The organism is Novosphingobium bradum (assembly GCF_042646485.1).
Lineage (GTDB): Bacteria > Pseudomonadota > Alphaproteobacteria > Sphingomonadales > Sphingomonadaceae > Novosphingobium > Novosphingobium bradum.
This window is the reverse complement of the sequence record NZ_JBHRTQ010000007.1, coordinates 124,350-146,726: the sequence shown is the minus strand read 5'-3', so window position 1 is coordinate 146,726 and position 22,377 is coordinate 124,350. Positions and strand designations below refer to the sequence as shown.

Below are 22,377 nucleotides of genomic sequence, written 5' to 3'. Positions count from 1 at the left end.
CCTTCTCCTTGCATCCTATGGGTTGTCTTGCTGGACGAGGCTCAGCGGCGTCGCGCAGCCCAGCGCCCTGAGCGCGAAAGCCTGCATCTCGGCCGAGATCGTCGCCGCTTGCTCGGGCGCCTCGACCACCCGCATCGCCGCGCGGGTGATCGCGCCAGCGAGGAAATCCTCCATCATTTCCGCATTGTCCGCCCCGCGGAAATCGCCGGATGCCAGCCCCTCCTCGACCACGCGCACGACAAACCGCGACGCCCTTACCATCGGCGCGCCGGCCCGCTTGTGCACCTCGTCGGGCACGGGCCTGAACAGCGTTTGCACCAACAAAGGTCGGTGTTCGGTGGCGCCGTACCAGCCTATCACCGCAGCCATGATCCTGGCCAATTTACGAGGCGGAGCATCATGACCATCGGCCAGTTCGCGGATGGATTCGTAGAAGTCCTGGTTGGAAATTTCCGCGGCCTTGGCGACCAGGGTCGCCTTGTCGGGGGCGTAATTGTAGAGCGTGTTGCGCGCCATGCCCGCCGCAGCCGCGATCTCGCCCACGCTCAGCTCGTCATAGGTCTTCTCGGCCAGCAGCCGTTCGAGCGCTTTCACGATCGCGGCCCACACCGCGTCGTGGTGATCGTTGAGCGTTGCGGTGCGGATCTTGGGCATTGCGGCCAACCTGTCTGTTCGGCGGATCGGGAATACGGGTGCCCGGCAGGATCGCCGGGGCGCCAAGCCTAGCGCGCGATCCCCTCGACCAGGAAGGCGCGGAACTTCGCGCCGGCGAACCGGTGCGCGCGCGCCTCGGCATAGGCCGGGCTCTCATACCAGGCGCGCGCCTCGGCCATGGTCGGGAACTGCAGGATCACCGCCCCCTCGATCTGCGGGCCTTCCAGCACCTCGATCGCGCCATAGGCGGCCAGAGGGGTCACCGGATGGCCCTGCATCGTTGCCCCCGCCTTGCTCCGGTAGAGCGCCAGCTCGGCGGGGTCAGTGGTCTCCTCGCGGATGAAAACAGCAAATGCCGGCATGATCCTGTCCCTCAACTGTGCCCGGCGGGCGGGCGGAAACGCACCTTTCGGCGTGCGCCCTGGCCTGCCCTGTCCGTTCGCCACGCCCGGATCAAGCCGCCTTGTTCACCACCGGGCCGGGAAACAGGCGCTTTTCCGGATCGCACGGACCTGCCACCTGCGCGGTCGTGGCGAAATAGATGTCCTCGCCGATGATCTTGCCGTTCTCGGCAAACGGCCAGACGATCCCCAGCCGGATCTCGGCAAGATAGTGCTTCGCTGGATCCAGCCCCTTGGCCGCCTCGGCACCGCACATATCGGCCGCGCGGTCATAGGTCAGCGCGATCTGCAACACGCCGTCGGTAAACACCAGGTCCCCGTCGACCAGCACCCGCTCGATCACCAGGTTGCGGTTGGCCTGCTCCGAGGCCTGGTAGTTCCGGAAGGTCTCGTCATAGCCGACCGGCCCCTTCTGGCGCGCATGGCCCCAATAGTGGAACACCGGCTCGGCGATCAGGGTATCCATGATCAGCGGGGTATCGCCGCAATATTCGCCCACCATGTGGCGCACGATCTCGCCGATCATCCCGCGCTTGCGCGCATCGGTTTCGTTCACCAGCCGCTCGTGCAGCACCGGCCAGACCTTGGCGGTCTCGATCACGTTCACGTCAATCAATGTTTTGCTCCCTCTCCCCGGGGCGATGGCCCGTCGCAGGACGGGTTTGCAGCCCGCCCGCTGCCATCCAGCCGGATTACTCGTAGATGACCACGATCCGCTGCTCCACGCTCTGCCGGGCCACCAGCCCGGGTGCATCGGGCACCGCCACCGCAGTATGGGCGCAGCCTTCGGGATGCGACCAGTCGAAATCGGCCCCGACAAAGACCAGCGACTGGCCGATCGTCATCTCGGGAGCGTAGTACAGCGTCAGCGGCTCGTCGGGCACGGCAATGCCCACGAAGTCCACGTTGATCCGCCGGTTGTCGCCCCCCTGTTCCACGTTCAGCCCGCGCACGTGATCTTCCGCCTTCACCGCGCGGATGTCGGCGATGGCCAGCGGCCGATCCTGCGGCGGCGGGGTAATCGCCTTCCACACGTTGATGATCGCGGCCCGCTTGATGGTGTGGCCCAGCTCCTTCGCCTTGGCCTCGACCTGCGGGAAATAGGTGTCGCGCGGCTGGTCGATGTGCAGGAATCCGGCCGGGTCCACGCCCTTCGACGGATCGGAGCTACGCAGGACCGGGAAGTACATCGGGAATGCGATCGGTGCGCCAGTCACCCGCCTGGCCAGCTCCACGCAGCTTTCGACATAGGCCGATTCCAGCCAGGCCTTGTCGGCCCAATCCCCCGTAACCGCGTGGTCAACCAGCGCGAACCCTTCGCGCTGGAGCGTCGGCGCGGGCGACAGCGCCCGCATATCGACCACCCGCGTCTCGACCGGCTTCAGCTTGAGCGAGGTCAGCTCCGGGGTCCAGGTCGAATAGACCCCGGCCCCCGCGCGATCGGCCTGGTAGTTCACGGTAGCCTTGATCGAAGGCGTCACCACGTTGCTCATCTTGGCTATCCTCTCGTCTCGATTGTCCTGCACACCCGGATCGTCTGCCCGACATCAGGTCCCGGCAGCTCGTGAGCCACCGGGATGCCAGCCGTCAGTCGAACAGGGCAAGGATCCGCAGTTCCACGCTGCGGCGGGCCGGCAAGCCCTCGGTGCCCCGCGGGTTGGCGATGGCGGTATGGGCCACGCCCAGCGGCTTGGCGGGATCGAAGTTCGCGGTCATGAACACCAGCGATTCATCGATCTTGAGATCCGGCACGTAGTAGAGCGGATAGGGCTTCGAAGGGGGCAGCAGGCTGACATAGGGGGTCTCGGTCCCGCCCTCCAGGGTCACGCCAAGGACGAAGTCCTCCTCGGGCACGTCGCGCTGGTCGCACAGGGCCAGCGGCACGGGCTGCGGCGCCGGCGAGATCGCCTTCCACACGTTGAACACCGCAGCCTTGCGGCCCAGCTTGTGCCCGGCTTCGGCTGCGGTCTTGGCCGCCTGCTCGGCATAGGCCTCACGGGTCTGGTCATAATGGATGAACGGCGCGGGCGGGGCCACCTTGCCGTCGGCCTCCGGGCCACCCGAGCTGCGGATGATCGGATAGTAGATGTTCAGCACCGTGGTCGCGCCGGTCAGCTTCTTGACCAGGTCGAGGCAGGTCGGAACATAGACCTCGTCAAGCCAGGCGCGATCGGTCCAGTCGCCGTCGATCGGGTGCTTGGCGAGGGTGAAGCCCTCGACGTCCACGGACGGCAGCCGGTCCAGTTCGCGCATATTCAGGGCGTCGATCTCGACCGCCACCAGCTTCTGCTCGATCCGGCTGGAATCCCACGAGGAAAACTTGCCGCCATCCGCCTTGCTCGGCATGAAATTGACCGAAGCCTTGGCCTTCGCCGTCACGCTCATCACATCCTCCGTTGTCCTGTCGGAAACCCAAGCTTGCGGCCCGCTGATTCGTCCGCATCGCGACATCTGTCGCCTCGATAGCTTTATGAACAGGTGTCGTAAAGAATTTTCGCAACGTCCCGGCCGGCCAGGCGCTCGACCGGCCGCGCGCGGTCCGAACGAATTCCCCTGCCCCGCGATGAGAGCCGTTGGACCAATGCTGCGTGATGAATGGCGCGCCCAGCAGGAGTCGAACCTGCGGCCTCAAGATTAGAAGTCTCGCGCTCTATCCAGCTGAGCTATGGGCGCGCGCCGGGCACGCTCATAAGCGCGCTTTGCGCGCCGTGCAAACCGGGTTAGGGTCCGCGCCCATGGACGCCGCCACCCACCCCCACCACCACGAAGACGAACTCAAGCGCATCGGCGGCATTGCCGGCGGGCGACGGCACTTTCGCTATTTCGACTACATGATCGCCGCCTTCGTCGCGATCCTGCTGCTCTCCAACCTGATCGGCGCCGCCAAGCTGGCCGAGGTCAACGGCTACGTGTTCGGCGCGGGCATCCTGTTCTTCCCGGTGTCCTACGTGCTGGGCGACGTGCTGACCGAGGTCTATGGCTATGCCAATGCCCGCCGCTGCGTCTGGGCCGGGTTCGTCGCGCTGATCTTCATGGCCTTCATGAGCGTGGTGGTCGTCGCCATGCCGCCGTTTTCCGGCTGGGAGTGCGCGGCCAGTGCCGATCCCGCCTTTGCCGGCGTGGTCAAGTCCACCTCGGCGGGCACCATCTGCCAGTCGACCTACGTCTCGGTGTTCGGCAGCACCTGGCGCATTGTCCTCGCCTCGGTAATCGCCTTCTGGGCGGGCGAATTCGTCAATTCGTTCGTGCTGGCCAAGATGAAGATCCTCACCGGCGGGCGGATGCTGTGGACCCGCACCATCGGCTCCACCGTGTTCGGCCAGGCGGTGGACAGCGCGATCTTCTATCCGATCGCCTTCCTCGGCATCTGGGAAACCCACTCGGTCCTCACCGTGCTGGTCACCAACTGGGCGCTCAAGGTGCTGTGGGAAGTGCTGCTCACCCCGGTAACCTACGCCGTGGTCGGCTTCCTCAAGCACCGCGAAGGGGTGGACGTGTTCGATACCGACACCGATTTCTCGCCATTCGCCAAGGTCGAGGTCAAGCCCGGCTAAGCCCCGCCGGCCACCGATCCTCCCGTGGCACTCGACCGCATCAGCCTCGCGCATTTCCGCAACCACGCCGCGACCGCGCTTGACGGCACGGCGAAATTCAACCTGCTGGTGGGCGAAAACGGCGCGGGCAAGACCAACGTGCTCGAAGCGCTCAGCCTGTTCGCCCCCGGCCGCGGCCTCAGGCGCGCGCAACTCGCCGATATCGCCGGCGCGCCCGGTCCGGGCGGCTTTGCAGCCAGCGCCGACCTGGCCACCCCGGCCGGCCCGGTACGGCTTGGCACCGGCACCCAGCCCGAGCGCCCGGGCCGCCGGATCGTCCAGGCCAGCGGCGCCGAACTGCCGGCGGTACGGCTGGGCGAATGGCTCTCGATCGGCTGGCTGACTCCGGCGATGGACCGCCTGTTCATGGAAGGGGCGGGCGCCCGCCGCCGCTTCCTCGATCGCCTGGTCCTCGCGCTCGATCCCGGCCACGCCCGCAATGCCGCCCGGCTCGAAGCGGCCCTGCGCGAACGCAACCGCCTGCTGGCCGAACCCACCGAACCCGATCCCGCCTGGCTCGATGCGATCGAGGGCCAGGTGGCGCAAACCGGCGCCGCCGTCGCCCAGGCCCGCGCAGGCCTGGTCGAGCGCCTGTCCGCCCTCCTTGCCGACCTGCCGCCCGGCCCCTTCGCCCGGCCGGAAATCGCCTATGTCGCGGGCGGCCCGCTCGATCCCGCCGCCCTGGCGCAAGCCCTGGCGCAGGGCCGCCGCCGCGACCGCGCCGCCCAGCGCACCCTCACCGGCCCCCACCGCGACGAACTGGCCGTCACCATGGCCGAAAAGGGCCAGCGCGCGGCGGAATGCTCGACCGGCGAACAGAAGGCCATGCTGATCGCCCTCACCCTGGCCCATGCCCAGCTATTGGGCACCGAGCGCCCCGCCGTGCTCCTGCTCGACGAAGTGGCCGCCCACCTCGATCCGGTGCGCCGCGAAGCCCTGTTCGAACGGCTCGCCGCCGGCACGGCCCAAGTCTGGCTGACCGGCACCGAACCCGCCCCGTTCCACGCGATCCTCGGGCAGGCGGCGGCCTGGCGGGTCGATCACGGCGCGGTGGCGCGGCTCTGATTCTGCGGCAGCGCCGCCGCGACATCCTCCACGGTCGCCGCCACGATCGCCTCCACGCCGCGCGCGGTGGGGTGGAGGTGGTCGGGCTGGGCGAGGTCGGGCTTGCCCATAACCGGCGCGAGGAAGAAGGGCACCAGCCGCGCCCCGTGCTTCTTTGCCAGCTCGGGATAGATCGGCTCGAACTTCGCCTTGAACTCCGGCCCGAGGTTGGGCGGGGCCAGCATTCCCATCAGGAGGACCGGCAGGCCGGCGGCGCGTGCCTCGCCCAGCATCCGGTCAAGGTTGGCGCGGGTCTGGGCGGGCGGCACGGCGCGCAGGAGATCGTTGCCGCCGAACTCCACGATCACCAGGTCGGGCCGGGCCGGCTGGCTTTTGAGCACAAAGCCGAAGCGCTCGGCCCCGGCGCTGGAGGTATCGCCCGAGACCCCGGCATTGCTCACCCGCGCATTGATCCCGCGCGCGCGCAGGGCCGCCTCCAGCCGCGCGGGATAGCTCTCGTTGGTGCTGGCCAGGCCATAGCCCGCCAGCAGGCTGTCGCCCACCGCCAGGATATGCCGTTCCGGCCCCACCGGGCGCGGCGCGGCGGCTTCCGAGGGCGCCACCACCGCCGCCGCGCTCGCCCCGTCTTCGGGGATCGGCGCACCGCGCGAGCAACCCGCCAGCATCAGGGCCACAATCCCCGTTACAACCCTGTACATTTTGCCTCCTTGCCGCGGCTCCCCTAGCTATGCCATCCCCGCGCGGTGACAACCCCCTCCGGCCCCGCCATCCGCGCCCGCGGCCTCACCCTCACGCTCGGCCAGACCGCGATCCTCAAGGGGATCGACCTTGCCGTGGCCCCCGGCGAAACGCTCGCCCTGCTTGGCCCTTCCGGCTCGGGCAAGAGCTCGCTGATGGCGCTGCTTACTGGCCTCGAACGGGCCAGCGGCGGCACGCTGGAAGTGGCTGGCGCCGATTTTTCCGCGCTGGGCGAAGATGCGCTGGCCAAGGCCCGGCGCGGGCGGATCGGCGTGGTCCTCCAGGCCTTCCACCTCCTGCCGACGATGACCGCGCGCGAAAACGTCGCTACGCCGCTCGAACTGGCCGGCGAGCGCGATGCCCTGGCCCGCGCCGCCGAGGAACTGGCCGCGGTCGGCCTTGCCCACCGGCTCGATCACTATCCGGCCCAGCTTTCGGGCGGCGAGCAGCAGCGCGTGGCGATCGCCCGCGCGCTGGCCCCCCGCCCGCCGCTGATCTTCGCCGACGAGCCGACCGGCAATCTCGATGCCGCCACCGGCGCTGCCATCATCGACCTGCTGTTCGCCCGGCGCGAGGCCACCGGCGCCACGCTGGTGATCATCACCCACGATCCCGAACTGGCGCGCCGCTGCCAACGCATCGTCACCCTTGCCGACGGCCGGATCGCCAGCGATGTCCGCACCTGAGACCCTGCCCTGGCGCACTGCCTGGCGCCTGGCCCGGGCCGACCTGTCGTGGCGGCTGCGCGGCCTCAGGCTACTCGTCGCCTGCCTGTTCCTTGGCGTTGCCGCCCTGGCCGCGATCGGCACCCTTACCGGCTCGATCGAGCGCGAACTGGCGAGCCGGGGCCGGACGATCCTGGGCGGCGATCTTGGCGTGGAAGTGTGGCAACGCGATCTCGCCGGGCCGGAGCTGACTGCCCTCCAGGCGCTCGGCCGGGTGAGCCTGGGCACCCGCCTCCAGGCCATGGCCACGGCGGGCGAGGCCACGGTTCCGGTCCAGCTCAAGGCGGTTGACGCCAACTGGCCGCTGGTCGGCCGCCTCACCCTCGCCGATGGCCGCCGGGTCGGCGCCCCGCCGCCCGGCCAGGCCTGGCTGGCCGAAGGCGCCGCCGAACGGCTGGGCCTTGGCCCCGGCGGGCGCCTTGCCATCGCCGGCAAGCCGCTCACCGTGGGCGGGATCATCGCCGATGAGCCAGACCGGCTTGGCGAAGGCTTCGCCTGGGGGGTGCCGGTGATCGTGCGCGCCGAATTTCCCGCAGCCGCCGGGCTGACCGCCACCGGCTCGCAATTCCGCACCCGCGCGCGGATCGCCTTTGCCGCGCCCTACGATCCCGCCGAAGCGTCCGACAGCCTCAAGCGCCGCTTCCCCGCCGCCGGCTTTACCCTGCGAACCCGCGACAATGCCGCGCCGGGGGCCGAGCGGTTCATCGGCCGGATGGGCGAATTCCTGGTGCTGGTGGGCCTTGCCGCGCTGGTCATCGCCGGGATCGGGATCGGCCTTGGCGTCGCCTCGTGGCTCGATCAGCGCCGCAATGCCATTGCCACGCTGAAGGTGCTGGGCGCCACCAGCGCGGATATCGCGCGCATCACCCTTCTCCAGATCACCGTTGCCGCAGGCGTGGCGATCGTCGCCGGGCTGGGTGCCGGCGTGCTGGTCACCCCGCTGCTGTCCGCCGCCCTGAGCAGCCTGCTCCCGGTCAGCCCCGGCCTGGTGATCGACGGCAAGGCGCTGGCCGTGGCCGCCATCTACGGCCTGCTGGTCGCCCTGGTCTTCACCGCCGCGCCGCTGGCCCGCGCCCGCCAGTTCCCGGCCATGGCCCTGATGCGCGCGCGGGTCAGCCCGCTGGCCCTGCCCTGGCGCCTGGCCGCGCTGCCGATGGCGCTCGGCCTTGCCGCGATTGCCGCCCTGGCTCTGGCCACCTCCACCCAGCCCACGGTCACCCTCGGCTTTCTGGGCGGCGCGGCGGCGACGCTGGCCCTGCTGGCCCTGCTGGGCCAGGCCCTGCGCCGCCTTGCCGCGCGCCTGCCGCGCCCGCGCGGCGCCCTGCCGCGCACGGCGCTGGCCAATCTCCACCGCCCCGGCTCGCAGGTGCCCGCCCTTATCACCGCGCTCGGCTTCGGCCTTACCGCCTTCGTCCTGCTCGCCGCCGTGCAAACCAGCATGAGCGCCAATATCGCCGCCCGCGTGCCCCAGCGGGCGCCCGATTTCTTCGTGCTCGACGTGCCGCGCGAAGACGCCGCCGATTTTCGCGCCGCTGTCGCCGCGACGGCGCCGGGGGCCACGGTGCGGATGGTCCCCAACCTGCGCGGCGCGATCCTGGCCTATGGCCCGCCCGGGCACCTGACCCGCGTTGCCGACCTGCCCGCCGTGGCCGACCAGGCCTGGGCCTTGCGCGGCGAACGCGGCCTCACCTATGCCGATGCCGTTCCGGAAGGAAACACGCTCACCGCCGGCCAGTGGTGGCCAAGACGCTACGCCGGCCCGCCGCTGGTCTCGGTCGACGAGAAGCTGGCCGAGGCCATCGGGCTGAAGCTGGGCGACCGTCTCGCCGTCAGCCTGCTGGGCGTGGAGCGCGAGGCGACCGTGGCCTCGTTCCGGCGGATCGACTGGGATTCGATGGGGTTCAACTATGTGCTCGTGTTCAGCCCCGATATGCTGGCCGATGCCCCCCACAACCTTGCCGCGACGATCGACCTGCCGCTGGGCGCCGATGGCCTGAAGCACCGCCCGCCGGGCCTGCTGCGCGCGCTGGTGCGCGCCTTCCCCGCCGCCTCGGTGGTGGAAACCGGCCCGATGCTCAGCGATGCGCGCGCCCTGCTCGACCAGATCAGCCTGGCCATCCTGGCCGCCGCCGGGGTCGCGGTGCTGGCCGGGATCGCCGTGCTGATCGGCGCGGTTGCCGCCGCCCGCGCCGCGCGCAGCTATGATACGGCGGTCCTGCGCGTGCTTGGCGCCAGCCGGGCGCAGGTCATGGCGGTCCTGCTTGGCGAATACGGCCTCATTGCCCTGATCCTTGCCGCCATCGCCCTGCCGCTGGGCAGCGCGGTGGCCTGGGGAATCGTGGTCAAGCTGTTCGGCTTCGACTGGCTGCCCGACTGGCCGCGCGTGGTGGCGGTGCTGGGGGCGGGCCTTGCGCTGGTGCTGGGGTTTGCCATGGCGGCGACGCTCCCGGTGTTGCGGGCGCGGCCGGCGCAGGTGCTGCGGGAACTATAAGGGGTTTCTCGCCTACGCACCCGCGTGAACCAGTCCCTTGCCGGTTCAGAACGTCTCAAGGTCGGTCGGGTTCTTCGGATCAGGCCCGAACCGGTTGGCCCCGCGCGTGCCTTCGAGGCACATGAACACCAGCAGCGCGAACCAGCCCAGGAACGGGATCAGGATCAGCAGGAGCAGCCAGCCCGAGCGGTCCTGATCATGGAGCCGCCGCACCGCCACGGCGAGGCCGGGCACCAGGCTGACAAGGCTGAACAGGTTCTGGATCAGCCCGCCGGTGCCCTGGACCATCATCGCCCCGGCCATCATCCCGCCGCCCGTGGTGTAGGTCGGGCGGCCGAAGACCAGGCCGATCGCCAGCGAAACCAGCACCTGGAACAGCACGAACATCCAGTATTCCCGGCGCCGCGAACGGCCGGTGAACTCGGCATAGCGCCGGTAGGGCAGGATCATCCATTCCATCGCGCGTCTCCCCGCTATCGCGGTTTCAGGCAAAGGCCTCGTAGCTTTCGGCGCCCTTGGGATCGGGGCTGAACCGGTTGGGACCGGGCGTTCCCGGCAGGCACATCAGCACGAGGAAAGCCAGGTTCACCACCGGCCCCAGATAGGGCACCTGGGCCAGGATCACCACGCCCAGGTACCACCAGCCGGACAGGTCGCGGTCATGCAGGCGGCGCACGGTCAGGGCCAGGGCGGGCACGAAGATCGCCAGAGTGAACAGGCCCAGCAGGACCACCCCGGCCAGGAAGCCCCCGGTGAAACTTTCGGCCGTGGGCGCCTGCCCCGCCGCGATCATCGGCCACAGCGACGAGATCATCAGCACGCCGGCCAGCGTGTAGATGATCGCCATCAGCAGGGCGAACATCCAGTATTCCTTGCGGCGCGAACGGCCCGAAAACTCGGCATAGCGCCGCAGCGGCATCAACATCCAGTCCATGACAACCCCCGTAGCCGTCCGGCCCCGCGCCCTTGCGCTGGTGACCGGCTGAACCGCGACCTCGCTCGCGCAAGGTGCGCCTTGCCGCGCCCGGCGTCCACGAAAAAGGGGGCGCTGTGGCCCCCTTCCCCGTCGTTTGTGCCCGGCAGCGCGCTCAGAAGCGGTAGCGAACCGCCCCGCCCCAGGTGCGCGGTTCGCTCGGATAGCTGGAGATCGAGCCAAGCTGCACCGGCGAATCGAAGATCTGCAGCAGCGACCGGTTGTTGCCGATGTTGCGGCCCCACACGGTCAGCTCGATCCCGCTGGCCATGGCATATGTCAGCGAGGCGTTGATCAGGCTGATCTCCTGCTTGCGGCTGGTCGCCGCCGCCACGGCCCCCGCCGTGCCGACGATGTTGACCAGGTTGGGCAGGCCTTCCACCAGCGCGAAGGGGGATTCGTGGTGCCAATCGGCCCGCGCGATCACGTGATCGCCATTGCCCAGTTCGTGGTCCCATTGCCCGCCCAGGCTCACCGTGAACGGCGAAACCCCGCCCGGCTTGGTGCCGGTCAGGTCGCCAACGCCCGAAACCTTGAACTCGTCGTAATTGGGATCGAGCCAGGTGAGGGCGACGTTCAGGGTCAGCTCGCGGGTCGGCTTGACCATGCCCTCGAACTCGATGCCCACCGACGACTGCTTGCCGGCGTTGATCAGGTAGAACCCGGTGCCGGTGAAGATGTTCGACTGGAAGCCCTTGATGGTCTGCTTGAAGACCGCCAGGTTGGCCGAAGCCACGCCCCAGTTGCCCTTGAGCCCGGCCTCCCACACCACGGAATCCTCGGGCCCGGCATAACGCCCGCCAGTGGTCAGGTTGGGTAGGCCCAGCCCGGCGGCGTTGATCCGCACAAGGTCTGCGGCGGTCGGCCGGCTGTCGCGCGAGAGGTTGACCGAGGCCGCCTTGTAGCCGGTCGCATAGCTGGCGTAGACATTGATCGCATCGCTGACATCGTAGGCTGCGCGCGCGGTGAACGACCAGTGCCCGTCGCTCACCTTGCCCGGCTCCACCGCGTTCGGCACGTTGAGGAACGGCGGCATGAACTGCAGCGGGGCCAGCGTCGTGAGCTGGGCGGCAGCCCCGGCGGCCTGGGCATATTGCACCGGGTTGGTGGTCTGGAAGTTGGCGATCGCGGCGGCCGGAACCGCGCTCACCGGAATGCTCAGGGAGGTTGCGATCCCTTGCGCGATCAGCACGTTGCGAACGCCGGCCACGCTGGCCGCCAGCGGAATGGCCGAGAACACCTCGTTCGACTGGCTGTTGGTCGAGAAGGTCTTGGCGTCGTGGGTGAAGTTGACCCCGCCGGTCAGGGTCAGCCGGTCGCTTGCCTTGAAGTCGAACTGGGCGAACAGCGAATAGTTGTCGTCCTTGAGGCGATAGTTCTCGGTGAACCCGCTGCCCGGCAGGAACGACTGGCCGACGTAGTTCTTCCCGTTCGCCGCGCTGAGCAGCTGTTCCACCTGGGTCAGGTTGAAGGCTCCGCCCGACTGGCCCACGATCAGGGCATTGGCATAGGGGCGGAACTGGCTGCCGAAGAACAGCTCGTTGTGCTGCTTGACCTTCTCGTTGTAGTAGAAGGCGCCCAGCAGCGCGTTGAACGGCCCGTCCCAGTTGGTCGAGGCGCGCAGTTCCTGGGTGAAGGTATCGATCTGCACGTCCTGGTAGTTGCGGCCCAGGAGGTCGGCGCTGGTGAAGTCGGAATCCTGGTTGGTGATCGCCCCGGTGTGGCGGAAGGCGGTGATCGAGGTCAGCTTGAGCAGGCCGGCACTGTAATCCAGCTGGCCCGAATAGCCCCAGTTCCGGATCCGGTTGGTGGACGGGAAATTGGCATAGGTGACATCGGCAAAGGGCGTGCGCCAGTCGTTCACCTTGCCGCCAAGGCCGCCGGCCAGAACCGGGGCGGTGATGATCTGGGTGGGCGCGGCGGGCTGGATGTTGATCACCGCGCAGCAGTTCTCGTCAATCTTGCTGTAGTCGGCGATCAGCCGCAGCTTGAGGTCGGCGGTGGGCTCGATCAGCAGTTGCCCGCGCACGAACCAGCGGTTGCGCTCGTTGCTGTCGGTGTTGGTGCCAAGGTCGCGGACGTAGCCGTCGCGGCGGTTGTAGCCGGCGGCCAGGCTGGCGGCGACGTGTTCGGCCAGCGGGCCGGTGACATAGCCCTTGGCCACCACCGCATTGTAATTGCCGTAGCTCGCCTCGACATTGCCGCCCAGCTTGAACTTGGGCTCCCTGGTGACCAGCGAGATGACGCCGGCCGAGGCGTTCTTGCCGAACAGGGTGGACTGCGGCCCCCGCAGCACCTCGATCCGCTGCACATCAGGCAGGTCGGAGATCATCGCGGCCGAGCGCGAGCGGTAGACCCCATCGACGAACAGGCCGACCGAAGGCTCGATCCCGGCGTTGTTGGCACCGTTGCCGAAACCGCGGATGTAAAAATTGGTGCTGGCCGAGCTTTGCAGCGTGTTGACGCGGAGCGAGGGGACGACGGTGGACAGGTCGCGGATATCGCGGATCTGGGCGCGCTCGATCGTTTCGGCGGTGGTGACGGTGACGGCGACCGGCACGTCCTGGAGGGTCTGTTCGCGCTTGGTCGCGGTGACGACGATCTCGTTGCCGGCGGCATCGGCATCGGCCTGGACCGGCGGGGCGGGCTGGGCTTCCTCCGCCGGGGCCTGGGCGAAGGCGGCGGCCGGGGCGGCGAGGCCGGCACAGGCCAGCGCGCAGATCAGGGCCGTGCGGCTGACGGCCGCGAAGTTCTCGGTCAGTTGGTGCATGATCTTTTCTCCCTTCCCGTGGGAGTGCGGCCATCGCGCCATTGGGAAAGCTTCCCTCAGCCAATAACCACTGCGACCCCTCCCTATATGCCCAGACCATAGGAATCGCCCCGGCCCGAAGCAATGGCAATCACGGCCATTCCCACAGCACTTCCCCACTAGCGAGGCATATGTGGCCGCGCGGCAACAGGGGATTGCATCGGATTTGCGGCATGGGTGCCGCGAAGCTTGCCCGAATCCGCCCATTCCGCTACGGGCGCGCCATTGTTGCGCCGCAGCGAACGCGCAGCCGCCCCCAGCCGTCTGGCCAGCCGAAAGTCGCCTCCGAAATGTCTGCCCCGCTTCCCCTGCGTAATATCGCGATCATCGCCCACGTCGACCATGGCAAGACCACGCTGGTCGACCAGCTGTTCCGCCAGTCCGGCACCTTCCGCGACAACCAGCGCGTGGAAGAGCGGGCAATGGATTCGAACGATCTCGAAAAGGAACGCGGGATCACCATTCTCGCCAAGTGCACCTCGGTGGAATGGACGAATCCCGCCAATGGCGAGACGACCCGCATCAACATCGTCGACACCCCCGGCCACGCCGACTTCGGCGGCGAGGTGGAGCGCATCCTCTCGATGGTCGACGGCGTGATCCTGCTGGTCGACAGCTCGGAAGGCGCGATGCCGCAGACCAAGTTCGTCACCGGCAAGGCGCTGGCGCTGGGCCTGCGGCCGATCGTGGTGGTCAACAAGATCGACCGCCCGGACGGTCGCGCCCAGGAAGTGCTCGACGAAGTGTTCGACCTGTTCGTCTCGCTCGACGCCAACGACGACCAGCTCGAATTCCCGGTGCTCTATGCCTCGGGCCGCAACGGCTATGCCAGCGACGACGAGAACGCCCGCGAAGGCACCCTCACCCCGCTGTTCGAGAAGATCGTCAGCCACGTTCGCGCGCCCGATCTTGAAGTCGACGCGCCGTTCAGCTTCCTTGCTACCCTGCTCGATCGCGACAACTTCATGGGCCGCGTGCTCACCGGCCGGGTCCAGTCGGGCACGATCCGGGTCAACCAGCCGATCCACGCGCTCGACCGCGACGGCAAAGTGATCGAGGTTGGCCGCGCCTCCAAGCTGATGAGCTTCAACGGCCTTGACCGCGTTCCGGTGGAAGAAGCCCGCGCCGGCGACATCATCGCGCTGGCCGGCCTCGAAAAGGCCACGGTTGCCCACACCATCGCCGATCCGGTGGTGGTCGAGCCGATCGCCTCGCAGCCGATCGACCCGCCGACGCTGGCCATGCGTTTTGCCGTGAACGACAGCCCCTTCGCGGGCCGCGAGGGTGACAAGGTGACCAGCCGCATGATCCGCGATCGCCTGCTGCGCGAAGCGGAAACCAACGTCGCCATCCGCGTGACCGAAAGCGCCGACAAGGACAGCTTCGAGGTGGCCGGGCGTGGCGAGCTTCAGCTTGGAGTGCTGATCGAAACCATGCGCCGCGAAGGCTTCGAGCTGGGCATCAGCCGCCCGCGCGTGCTGTTCCAGACCGACGACAGCGGCGCCCGCACCGAGCCTTATGAAACGGTCGTGGTCGACGTGGACGACGAGTTCTCCGGCACGGTGGTCGACAAGATGCAGCGCCGCAAGGCCGAGCTGACCGAGATGCGCCCCTCGGGCATCGGCAAGACCCGCATCATCTTCTCCGCCCCGGCGCGCGGCCTGATCGGCTACCATGGCGAGTTCCTTTCGGACACGCGCGGCACCGGCATCATGAACCGCCTGTTCGAGAAGTATGGCCCCCACAAGGGCGCCATCGAAGGGCGCCAGAACGGCGTGCTGATCTCCAACGGCACCGGCGAGGCGGTGGGCTATGCGCTCAACAGCCTGGAAGAGCGCGGCATCCTGTTCGTTTCGCCGCAGGACAAGATCTACGAGGGCATGATCATCGGCGAGAACGCCAAGCCCGACGATCTCGAAGTCAACCCGATGAAGTCCAAGCAGCTCACCAACTTCCGCTCGACCGGCAAGGATGACGCGATCCGCCTCACCCCGCCGCGGGTGATGACCCTGGAACAGGCCATCGCCTATATCGACGACGACGAGATGGTCGAGGTGACGCCCAAGACGATCCGCCTGCGAAAGGCGATCCTCGACCCGAACGAGCGCAAGAAGGCCAGCCGCAAGAAGGAAGCGGCGTAAGGTTCACGAAGGGCCCGGGGCGAAAGCTTCCGGGCCTTTTTTCGCAGCGCCGCACAGGAATGCGTGCGGGGACGAGGCCGGACGTTCACCTTTCGGCACCATAACCTGAATGGGAGCTGCCAAGCGCACTCCACACCCGTTCAGCTTCATGCCCCTAAACATGAACTCACGCGGCGAATCGGGCGGCGGGCAATTCGGCCCCTCCCCGACCCGGGCCGCCAGGAGTTCTGCCATGACCATCTTCCGGAAGGCCACTCTCGCCACCGCCCTCACCGCCACCGCCCTCTCCGCCGCCAGCCCGGCCATGGCCCAGGGCTACTACTATGGCCACCGCAGCGGCGGCGGCGACACCGCTGGCGCGGCGATTGCCGGCGGGATCATCGGCCTCGCGATCGGCGCCATCGTCGCCTCGAGCGCAACCCGTCACAACGACTATGACCACCGCTATGCCGACCGCGGCTGGCAGTGGCGCGACGGCTACTACTGGGATCGCCAGGGCCGCCGCTTCGACCGCGATGGCCGCCCCTGCGAGGAGCGCGCCGACCGTCAGGGCTACTACGAGCGCCAGGGCTACTATGACCGCCGGGGCTACGACGAGCGCGGCTACGGTTACGGCGATCGCGGCTACTACGGGCGCGACGGCTACTACGGCCAGCGCTCGACCCGCTACGGTTACTGATCCACCGAACCTACCCGGCGGCGCCCTCCTGCGGCGTCGGGAAGGGAGGGCGCCCGGCCTGCCGCCGGGCGCCCTTTTTTGCTGGCCTGAGCGGTCGACCTCCGCGCGCGCTCCACGCCCTGTCGCAAACCGCAGCGGGGTTAACCGCCGGTTCAGCGCCGCAATGGCCAAATCTGGCTGACCGCGCGGCAGGAGCGGCGTTTTCCGAGAGGCTGGAGGAAAGCCATGACGATCTTCAGGAAAGCCATTCTTGCCGGCGCGCTGGGCGCGGCCACCTTGACCGCAGCCTCCCCGGCCCTGGCCGACGACTGGCGCTATCGCCGTCACCACGGCGGGGACGAGGCCGGCGCGGCCGTGGCCGGCGGCATCATCGGTCTGGCGCTGGGCGCGGCGATCGCCTCGGGCAGCCGCGACCGCTACGACGACGACGATTACTACTACGAGCGCCGCCACTACCGTCCGCGCACCCGGGTCTACATCTATCAGAGCTATCCGCGCCATTACGGCGGCTGGGACCGGCCCTATGCCCGCCCGGTCTATCCGCGCGGCTATTACGGCGGATATTATGGCGGCTACGGGGGCTATCGGGGCTATTACGGCCGGGGCTGGTAAGCGCCTCCCCTGCCCGGTCAAGGCACCAAACCGGGTCGCCAAACCGGACTGGGCGGTGTAGGGGGCGGCCCCATGTCGGTCGCCCTCTCCGTTTCGCATGATGCGCCCTATTCAGCCCTCCGCATTGCCCTGTTCAGCGGCAACTACAATTACGTGCGCGATGGCGCCAACCAGGCGCTCAACCGGCTGGTGGGCTATCTGCTGCGCCAAGGCGCCCAGGTGCGCGTCTATTCGCCGGTGGTGGACGAGCCCGCCTTCGCGCCCACCGGCGACCTGATCGGCCTGCCCTCGCTGGCCGTGCCGGGCCGGGCCGAATACCGGGTGCCGATGGGCCTTTCGCGCAAGGTGCGCCGCGATCTGGCCGTCTTCGCGCCCAACGTGGTCCACGTCTCCTCGCCCGATCCTTCGGCCCACCGCGCGGTAAGCTGGGCGCGCTCGCGGAACCTGCCGATCCTTGCCTCGGTCCACACCCGGTTCGAGACCTACCCGCGCTACTACAACCTGGCCTTCATCGAGCCGCTGGTCGAAGCCCTGCTGCGCCGGTTCTACCGCCGCTGCGACGCGCTGGTGGCCCCGTCGGAATCGATGGCCCAGGTGCTGCGCGAGCAGCGGATGAACTACGATATCGACATCTGGTCGCGCGGGGTGGACCGCGACCTGTTCCACCCTGGCCGGCGCGACCTGGCCTGGCGCCGCGAACTCGGCGTGGCCGACGACGAGGTGGTGGTCGGCTTCTTCAGCCGGCTGGTGATGGAAAAGGGGCTCGACGTCTTTTCCGACGCGATCGACGAACTGAAGCGCCGCGACATCGCCCACCGGGTGCTGATCGTGGGTGACGGCCCGGCGCGCGAATGGTTCGGGAACCGCCTGCCGGACGCGATCTTCGCAGGCTTCCAGTCGGGCGAGAACCTCGCCCGAGCGGTCGCGAGCATGGACGTGCTCTTCTTCCCCTCGATCACCGAAACCTTCGGCAATGTGACCCTGGAGGCCATGGCCAGCGGCCTGCCGGTGGTGGTGGCCGCCGCCACCGGGAGCGAGAGCCTGGTCTACGACAACCGCTCGGGCCGACTGATCCGCCCCGGCGCGATCCGCGAATATGCCGATGCGCTGCAAGCCTATATCGCCGATCCGGCCCTGCGCGCGGCCCATGGCGCCGCTGGCGAGGCCCGCGCCCGGGATTTCTCGTGGGACCGGATCAACCAGGTCGTCGCCGATACCTACCTGCGCCTGATCCGGCAGCACGCACAGCGCTGAACAGTGGCGTCGTCCCGGACTTGATCCGGGACCGCTGCCGGTTGGGCGCGGCGGCAGACAGGGTGCAATTTCCCGCAGCCTCGCCTAGATAGGCGACAAATGCCTGACCTGTTCCCCACCGCCCTGCCCCCGGCGATGCCCGACCAGCCTGTGCGCGCCGCTGCGCCGCTGGCCGACCGGCTGCGCCCGCGCCATCTGGGCGAGGTCATCGGGCAGGAGCACCTGACCGGGCCGGACGGCGCGATCGGGCGGATGGTGGCCGCCGGGCGGCTGTCGTCGATGGTGCTGTGGGGGCCGCCGGGCACTGGCAAGACCTCGATCGCCCGCCTGCTCGCCCAGGCCGTGGGGATGCGCTACCACGCGGTGAGCGCGGTGTTTTCGGGCGTGGCCGATCTCAAGAAGGCCTTCGCCGAGGCCGATGTGGCGGCGAAAGCAGGTCAGCGCACCTTGCTGTTCGTGGACGAGATCCACCGCTTCAACCGCGCCCAGCAGGACGGTTTCCTGCCCTTCGTCGAGGCCGGCACGGTCACCCTGGTGGGCGCGACCACGGAAAACCCCAGCTTCGAGCTGAACGCCGCGCTGCTTTCGCGCGCGCAGGTGCTGATCCTCCACCGGCTGGATGCCGAGGCGCTGGAAAAGCTGCTTGCCCGCGCCGAGGAGCTGGAAGGCAAGCCCCTGCCGCTCACCCCGGAGGCGCGCGCCGCGCTGGTCGCCTCGGCCGATGGCGATGGGCGGTTCCTGCTCAACCAGGCCGAAACCCTGTGGTCGGTGAACCTGGCCGAGCCGCTCGATCCGGCGGGGCTGGGCAAGTTCATCCAGCGCCGCGTCGCGGTCTACGACAAGGATCGCGAGGGGCATTACAACCTGATTTCCGCGCTCCACAAGGCGCTGCGCGGGTCCGATCCGCAGGCCGCGCTCTACTACATGGCGCGGATGCTCACCGCCGGGGAAGAGCCGCTCTACGTGCTGCGCCGGCTGGTGCGCTTCGCCAGCGAGGACATTGGCCTCGCCGATCCCCAGGCGCTGGTCCAGTGCCTTGCCGCCAGGGACGCCTACGAGTTCCTCGGCAGCCCGGAAGGCGAGCTCGCCGTGGTCCAAGCCTGCCTCTACTGCGCCACTGCACCCAAGTCGAACGCGGCCTACAAGGCCCATAAAGCGGCCTGGAAAAGCGCACGCGAAACCGGTTCGCTGATGCCGCCCGCCAATATCCTCAATGCCCCCACCAAGCTGATGAAGGACATCGGCTATGGCGCGGGCTATGCCTACGACCACGATGCCGACGATGGCTTCTCCGGGGCCGACTACTGGCCGGAAGGCATGGCGCCGCAGACCTATTACCGGCCGGTGGAGCGCGGGTTCGAGCGCGAGGTGCTGAAGCGGCTCGACTGGTGGGACAAGAAGCGCCGCGAGCGGCAGGAGCCGTGACGCCGGGGCGCTTCGGGCACTTCGTCGCGATCGACTGGTCCGGAGCGCTGGGCGAACGGCACCGGGGCATTGCCGTGGCCCTTGCCGGCGCGGGCAATGGGGCGCCGGTGCTGGTCCGCCCCGGCCATCGCTGGTCGCGCGGCGAGGTGCTGGACTGGCTGCTGCGTGACCTGCCCGGCGATGCGCTGGTCGGCCTCGATCTTGGCATGGCCCTGCCCTTTGCCGATTGCGGCGCCTTCTTTCCCGGCTGGGACCGCAGCCCGCCCGATGCGCGAAGCCTGTGGGCGCTGGTGGACCGGATCTGCGCCGATGATCCCCACCTTGCCGCCGCCAGCTTCGTTGACCACCCCGAGGCCGCGCTCCACTTCCGGCGGCATGGCGGGCGCGAGGGGGCGCGGTTCGGCGGCGGCGGACAAAAGGGCGGCCGGGGGCGCCTGCGGCAGACCGAATGCGCGCAGGAGGCCATGGGCTGCCGGCCCTGCTCCAACTTCAACCTGGTGGGCGCGGCGCAGGTCGGCAAGTCGAGCCTGACGGGGATGCGCCTGCTTCACCGCCTGGCCGGGCGCCTGCCGGTCTGGCCGGTCGATCCGCTGCCGGACCGCGGATCGGTGGTGACCGAGATCTATACCACCATCGCCGCGATGGCCGCGGGCCGGCCGCCGGGCCGCTCCAAGATCCGCAGCCACGCCGAACTGGCCGAAGCACTGGCCGCGCTGGGGAGCGAGCCGGCCGCCGGCAGCGGGCCGATCGACGACCATGCCAGCGACGCCCTGCTCACCGCCGCCTGGCTGCGCGGCGCGGCGCACGATGCCCGGCTGTGGCACCCGCCCGGGCTGGACGCCGTGGCCCATACCGAGGGCTGGACCTTCGGCGCGCGCTAGGGCAAAGGCAGCGCCATTGGTCATGCCGGCTTAGCACAGTGGTAGTGCAGCGGTTTTGTAAACCGAAGGTCGGGGGTTCAAATCCCTCAGCCGGCACCATCTTCCCCTCCAGCCCCGCCCCTGCCTGCCGACCCGCGCCGGTCCGATGGGCGAAGCGACGATTGGCGCGGGGCGGCGCTGGCGCTATCGTGGCGCCGCTGCCGGGGCAGGGTAGTTTGTCCGCCTGCCCTTGATGAGGCGATCCGGTCTGTCCTGCGATCCTCCGGCAGCACCCCCAACCTATTGCCCTTGGCGACAGGCGTGGCTGGCCCTAAGCCTTGGCCGGCAGACACCGGGGGTATTCGATGCGGCTTGGCTGGGATGAAATCAAACGACGGGCCAAGGCATTCAGCGAAGAATGGAAGGATGCCCATTACGAAAAGGGCGAAACCCAGAGTTTCTATAACGACTTTTTCGAGATTTTCGGGATCAAGCGGCGGCAGGTCGCGGTCTATGAAAAGATGGTGCAGGGGCTGGACGCCAACCGACGCGGATTCATCGACCTGTTCTGGCCGGGCACCCTGATTGTCGAACAGAAAAGCGCCGGAAAGGATCTGCTGGCGGCGCAAATGCAGGCCAGCGAGTATTTCAACTGGCTCACCCCGCGCGATCAACCGCGCTTCATCCTGACCTGCGATTTCCAGCGCTGGCGGCTGGTCGATCTGGACAACAACGGGGCGGAAACCGCCTTTCACCTGAAAGACCTGCACAAGCACGTAACTGCGTTCGACTTCATGCTCGGCCGCAAGGTCACGTTCGGCACCCAGGCCGGGGTTACGATCAAGGCCGCCGAGTTGATGGGCCGCCTGCATGATGCGCTGGAGGAAACGGGCTATACCGGCCACGATCTTGAGCAATTGCTGGTGCGCCTGCTGTTCTGCCTGTTTGCCGACGATACCGGCATCTTCCAGCCCAAGGACATTTTCCTGCAATTGCTGGAGAACGACACCCGCCCCGATGGCGCCGACGTGGGGCGCGTCCTTTCAGAACTGTTCGACGTGCTGGATACGCCGGAAGGCCAGCGGCAACAGGGGCTGCCGGACGAACTGGACGCCTTTCCCTATGTGAACGGCGCCCTGTTTCGCGGGCACCTGCGGACCCCGGTGTTCGACAAGGCGCGGCGCGACCTGTTGCTGGATGCGGCGCGGCATGATTGGTCGGGCGTTTCGCCCGCCATCTTCGGTTCGCTGTTCCAATCGGTGATGGATGCCAGGGAACGCCGGGCGAAGGGCGCGCACTATACGACCGAGGCCAATATCCTGAAGGTGATCGGCCCGCTGTTCCTGGACGACCTGAAGGCCGAACTGGCCGCGATCATCGCGCGCAAGACCGGCCGCGACAAGGAACTGGCGAAATTTCAGGACAAGCTGACCCGGCTGACCTTTTTCGATCCGGCCTGCGGCTGCGGCAATTTCCTGGTCATCGCCTATCGGGAAATCCGGCGGCTGGAACTGGAAGCCCTGCGCGCCCAGTATGGCGACCAGCAGATTGACGCGGCCTTGCTTGCCCGCGTGACGGTCGATCAATTCTACGGCATCGAATACGAGGAATTCCCAGCGCGCATCGCCGAGGTGGCGATGTGGATGATGGACCATATCGCCAACAACGAAATCAACGAGGCCTTCCGCCTCAACTATGCCCGCATCCCCCTGAAGGAGGGCGCGCATATCCTGCACGGCGATGCGCTGGAAACCGATTGGTCCAGCCTGCTGCCGCCGGAAAAGTGCAGCTACATCATGGGCAACCCGCCGTTCGTGGGGGCCAAGTTCCAGAGCGAATTCCAGCGCGCCCAGGTGCGCCGCATTGCCGGGCTGGGCGGCAGCGGGGGCACGCTGGACTATGTGGCCGCCTGGTTCATCAAGGCGGCAAGTTATATGAACGCCCCCCCCCCCCCCCC

At 68.4% G+C, this 22,377-nt stretch carries 20 protein-coding genes and 2 tRNA genes; 12 read left to right on the top strand and 10 right to left on the bottom strand.

Features of this window, described 5'->3' with window-relative positions; all coding sequences use genetic code 11:
- Positions 1 to 15: 15 nt before the first annotated feature.
- The 6 genes from ACFOD9_RS06635 to ACFOD9_RS06610 all read right to left on the bottom strand — a co-directional run bounded on the left by ACFOD9_RS06635 (position 16) and on the right by ACFOD9_RS06610 (position 3,728).
- Positions 16 to 654, bottom strand: coding sequence for a TetR/AcrR family transcriptional regulator (locus ACFOD9_RS06635; RefSeq protein WP_379509304.1), 639 nt, complete (start codon positions 652 to 654; stop codon positions 16 to 18).
- Positions 655 to 722: 68 nt separating this feature from the next.
- Positions 723 to 1,016: a DUF1330 domain-containing protein gene (locus ACFOD9_RS06630; protein WP_379509303.1), complete on the bottom strand. Its 294-nt coding sequence runs from the start codon at positions 1,014 to 1,016 to the stop codon at positions 723 to 725.
- 91 nt (positions 1,017 to 1,107) lie between these two features.
- A complete protein-coding gene (locus ACFOD9_RS06625) occupies positions 1,108 to 1,671 on the bottom strand; it encodes a hypothetical protein (protein WP_379509302.1) in 564 nt (187 codons plus the stop codon).
- A 76-nt stretch (positions 1,672 to 1,747) separates the two neighbouring features.
- Positions 1,748 to 2,548 (bottom strand): CmcJ/NvfI family oxidoreductase, encoded by an 801-nt coding sequence (locus ACFOD9_RS06620; RefSeq protein ID WP_379509301.1) that lies wholly within the window; start codon positions 2,546 to 2,548, stop codon positions 1,748 to 1,750.
- 94 nt (positions 2,549 to 2,642) lie between these two features.
- Positions 2,643 to 3,440 carry a CmcJ/NvfI family oxidoreductase gene (locus ACFOD9_RS06615; protein ID WP_379509300.1) on the bottom strand — a complete coding sequence of 266 codons (798 nt, stop codon included), beginning with the start codon at positions 3,438 to 3,440 and terminating at the stop codon, positions 2,643 to 2,645.
- A gap of 211 nt (positions 3,441 to 3,651) precedes the next feature.
- Positions 3,652 to 3,728, bottom strand: a tRNA-Arg gene (locus tag ACFOD9_RS06610).
- 62 nt (positions 3,729 to 3,790) lie between these two features.
- Here ACFOD9_RS06610 and ACFOD9_RS06605 point away from each other — a divergent pair.
- Together ACFOD9_RS06605 and recF are read left to right on the top strand one after the other, a co-directional pair.
- Complete coding sequence (locus ACFOD9_RS06605; protein WP_379509299.1) at positions 3,791 to 4,609, top strand: queuosine precursor transporter; 819 nt, start codon at positions 3,791 to 3,793, stop codon at positions 4,607 to 4,609.
- A gap of 24 nt (positions 4,610 to 4,633) precedes the next feature.
- Entirely contained in the window at positions 4,634 to 5,713 is a 1,080-nt protein-coding gene (gene recF / locus ACFOD9_RS06600) for a DNA replication/repair protein RecF (RefSeq protein WP_379509298.1), read from the top strand.
- Here the strand turns inward: recF and ACFOD9_RS06595 are convergent.
- Positions 5,689 to 6,411, bottom strand: a complete 723-nt coding sequence (locus tag ACFOD9_RS06595; protein WP_379509297.1) for an arylesterase — start codon at positions 6,409 to 6,411, stop codon at positions 5,689 to 5,691. The genes recF and ACFOD9_RS06595 overlap by 25 nt on opposite strands.
- A 45-nt stretch (positions 6,412 to 6,456) precedes the next feature.
- On the opposite strand from ACFOD9_RS06595, the gene ACFOD9_RS06590 reads away from it, so the two are divergent.
- Positions 6,457 to 7,137 carry an ABC transporter ATP-binding protein gene (locus ACFOD9_RS06590; protein ID WP_379509296.1) on the top strand — a complete coding sequence of 227 codons (681 nt, stop codon included), beginning with the start codon at positions 6,457 to 6,459 and terminating at the stop codon, positions 7,135 to 7,137.
- Complete coding sequence (locus ACFOD9_RS06585) at positions 7,124 to 9,667, top strand: ABC transporter permease (protein ID WP_379509295.1); 2,544 nt, start codon at positions 7,124 to 7,126, stop codon at positions 9,665 to 9,667. Before ACFOD9_RS06590 ends, ACFOD9_RS06585 begins: the two co-directional genes overlap by 14 nt.
- 45 nt (positions 9,668 to 9,712) lie before the next feature.
- Here ACFOD9_RS06585 and ACFOD9_RS06580 read toward each other — a convergent pair whose 3' ends face one another.
- From ACFOD9_RS06580 to ACFOD9_RS06570, 3 genes are all read right to left on the bottom strand, one after another.
- Positions 9,713 to 10,126: a DUF805 domain-containing protein gene (locus ACFOD9_RS06580; protein ID WP_379509294.1), complete on the bottom strand. Its 414-nt coding sequence runs from the start codon at positions 10,124 to 10,126 to the stop codon at positions 9,713 to 9,715.
- A 25-nt stretch (positions 10,127 to 10,151) separates the two neighbouring features.
- Entirely contained in the window at positions 10,152 to 10,601 is a 450-nt protein-coding gene (locus ACFOD9_RS06575; protein ID WP_379509293.1) for a DUF805 domain-containing protein, read from the bottom strand.
- 154 nt (positions 10,602 to 10,755) lie between these two features.
- Complete coding sequence (locus ACFOD9_RS06570; RefSeq protein WP_379509292.1) at positions 10,756 to 13,410, bottom strand: TonB-dependent receptor; 2,655 nt, start codon at positions 13,408 to 13,410, stop codon at positions 10,756 to 10,758.
- A gap of 329 nt (positions 13,411 to 13,739) precedes the next feature.
- Here ACFOD9_RS06570 and typA point away from each other — a divergent pair, with 329 nt between their 5' ends.
- The 8 genes from typA to ACFOD9_RS06530 form a co-directional block, all read left to right on the top strand.
- Positions 13,740 to 15,590, top strand: a complete 1,851-nt coding sequence (gene typA / locus ACFOD9_RS06565) for a translational GTPase TypA (protein ID WP_379509291.1) — start codon at positions 13,740 to 13,742, stop codon at positions 15,588 to 15,590.
- A gap of 232 nt (positions 15,591 to 15,822) precedes the next feature.
- On the top strand, positions 15,823 to 16,269 hold the full coding sequence (locus tag ACFOD9_RS06560) for a hypothetical protein (RefSeq protein WP_379509290.1): 447 nt from the start codon (positions 15,823 to 15,825) through the stop codon (positions 16,267 to 16,269).
- Positions 16,270 to 16,494: 225 nt separating this feature from the next.
- Positions 16,495 to 16,881, top strand: coding sequence for a hypothetical protein (locus ACFOD9_RS06555; RefSeq protein WP_379509289.1), 387 nt, complete (start codon positions 16,495 to 16,497; stop codon positions 16,879 to 16,881).
- 72 nt (positions 16,882 to 16,953) lie between these two features.
- The gene (locus ACFOD9_RS06550) at positions 16,954 to 18,135 is read left to right on the top strand and encodes a glycosyltransferase family 4 protein (protein ID WP_379509288.1); all 1,182 of its coding nucleotides are present in this window, start codon (positions 16,954 to 16,956) and stop codon (positions 18,133 to 18,135) included.
- A gap of 99 nt (positions 18,136 to 18,234) precedes the next feature.
- The gene (locus tag ACFOD9_RS06545) at positions 18,235 to 19,560 is read left to right on the top strand and encodes a replication-associated recombination protein A (protein ID WP_379509287.1); all 1,326 of its coding nucleotides are present in this window, start codon (positions 18,235 to 18,237) and stop codon (positions 19,558 to 19,560) included.
- Positions 19,557 to 20,441, top strand: coding sequence for a hypothetical protein (locus ACFOD9_RS06540; RefSeq protein WP_379509286.1), 885 nt, complete (start codon positions 19,557 to 19,559; stop codon positions 20,439 to 20,441). The genes ACFOD9_RS06545 and ACFOD9_RS06540 overlap by 4 nt, the downstream gene beginning before the upstream one ends.
- Before the next feature lie 24 nt (positions 20,442 to 20,465).
- A tRNA-Thr gene (locus ACFOD9_RS06535) sits at positions 20,466 to 20,540 on the top strand.
- A gap of 218 nt (positions 20,541 to 20,758) precedes the next feature.
- Positions 20,759 to 22,377, top strand: a 1,619-nt coding sequence (locus ACFOD9_RS06530) for a DNA methyltransferase (RefSeq protein WP_379509285.1), incomplete at its 3' end; no start/stop codon positions are given.

Excerpts from the sequence above, each read along its gene's own strand:
- typA (WP_379509291.1), top strand. The coding sequence starts at position 13,740 with ATGTCTGCCCCGCTTCCCCTGCGTAATATCGCGATCATCGCCCACGTC.
- ACFOD9_RS06550 (WP_379509288.1), top strand. The coding sequence starts at position 16,954 with ATGTCGGTCGCCCTCTCCGTTTCGCATGATGCGCCCTATTCAGCCCTC.
- ACFOD9_RS06585 (WP_379509295.1), top strand. The coding sequence starts at position 7,124 with ATGTCCGCACCTGAGACCCTGCCCTGGCGCACTGCCTGGCGCCTGGCC.
- ACFOD9_RS06575 (WP_379509293.1), bottom strand. The coding sequence starts at position 10,601 with ATGGACTGGATGTTGATGCCGCTGCGGCGCTATGCCGAGTTTTCGGGC.
- ACFOD9_RS06560 (WP_379509290.1), top strand. The coding sequence starts at position 15,823 with ATGACCATCTTCCGGAAGGCCACTCTCGCCACCGCCCTCACCGCCACC.
- ACFOD9_RS06555 (WP_379509289.1), top strand. The coding sequence starts at position 16,495 with ATGACGATCTTCAGGAAAGCCATTCTTGCCGGCGCGCTGGGCGCGGCC.
- ACFOD9_RS06580 (WP_379509294.1), bottom strand. The coding sequence starts at position 10,126 with ATGGAATGGATGATCCTGCCCTACCGGCGCTATGCCGAGTTCACCGGC.
- ACFOD9_RS06620 (WP_379509301.1), bottom strand. The coding sequence starts at position 2,548 with ATGAGCAACGTGGTGACGCCTTCGATCAAGGCTACCGTGAACTACCAG.
- ACFOD9_RS06635 (WP_379509304.1), bottom strand. The coding sequence starts at position 654 with ATGCCCAAGATCCGCACCGCAACGCTCAACGATCACCACGACGCGGTG.
- ACFOD9_RS06615 (WP_379509300.1), bottom strand. The coding sequence starts at position 3,440 with ATGAGCGTGACGGCGAAGGCCAAGGCTTCGGTCAATTTCATGCCGAGC.
- ACFOD9_RS06545 (WP_379509287.1), top strand. The coding sequence starts at position 18,235 with ATGCCTGACCTGTTCCCCACCGCCCTGCCCCCGGCGATGCCCGACCAG.
- ACFOD9_RS06595 (WP_379509297.1), bottom strand. The coding sequence starts at position 6,411 with ATGTACAGGGTTGTAACGGGGATTGTGGCCCTGATGCTGGCGGGTTGC.
- ACFOD9_RS06570 (WP_379509292.1), bottom strand. The coding sequence starts at position 13,410 with ATGCACCAACTGACCGAGAACTTCGCGGCCGTCAGCCGCACGGCCCTG.
- ACFOD9_RS06605 (WP_379509299.1), top strand. The coding sequence starts at position 3,791 with ATGGACGCCGCCACCCACCCCCACCACCACGAAGACGAACTCAAGCGC.
- ACFOD9_RS06630 (WP_379509303.1), bottom strand. The coding sequence starts at position 1,016 with ATGCCGGCATTTGCTGTTTTCATCCGCGAGGAGACCACTGACCCCGCC.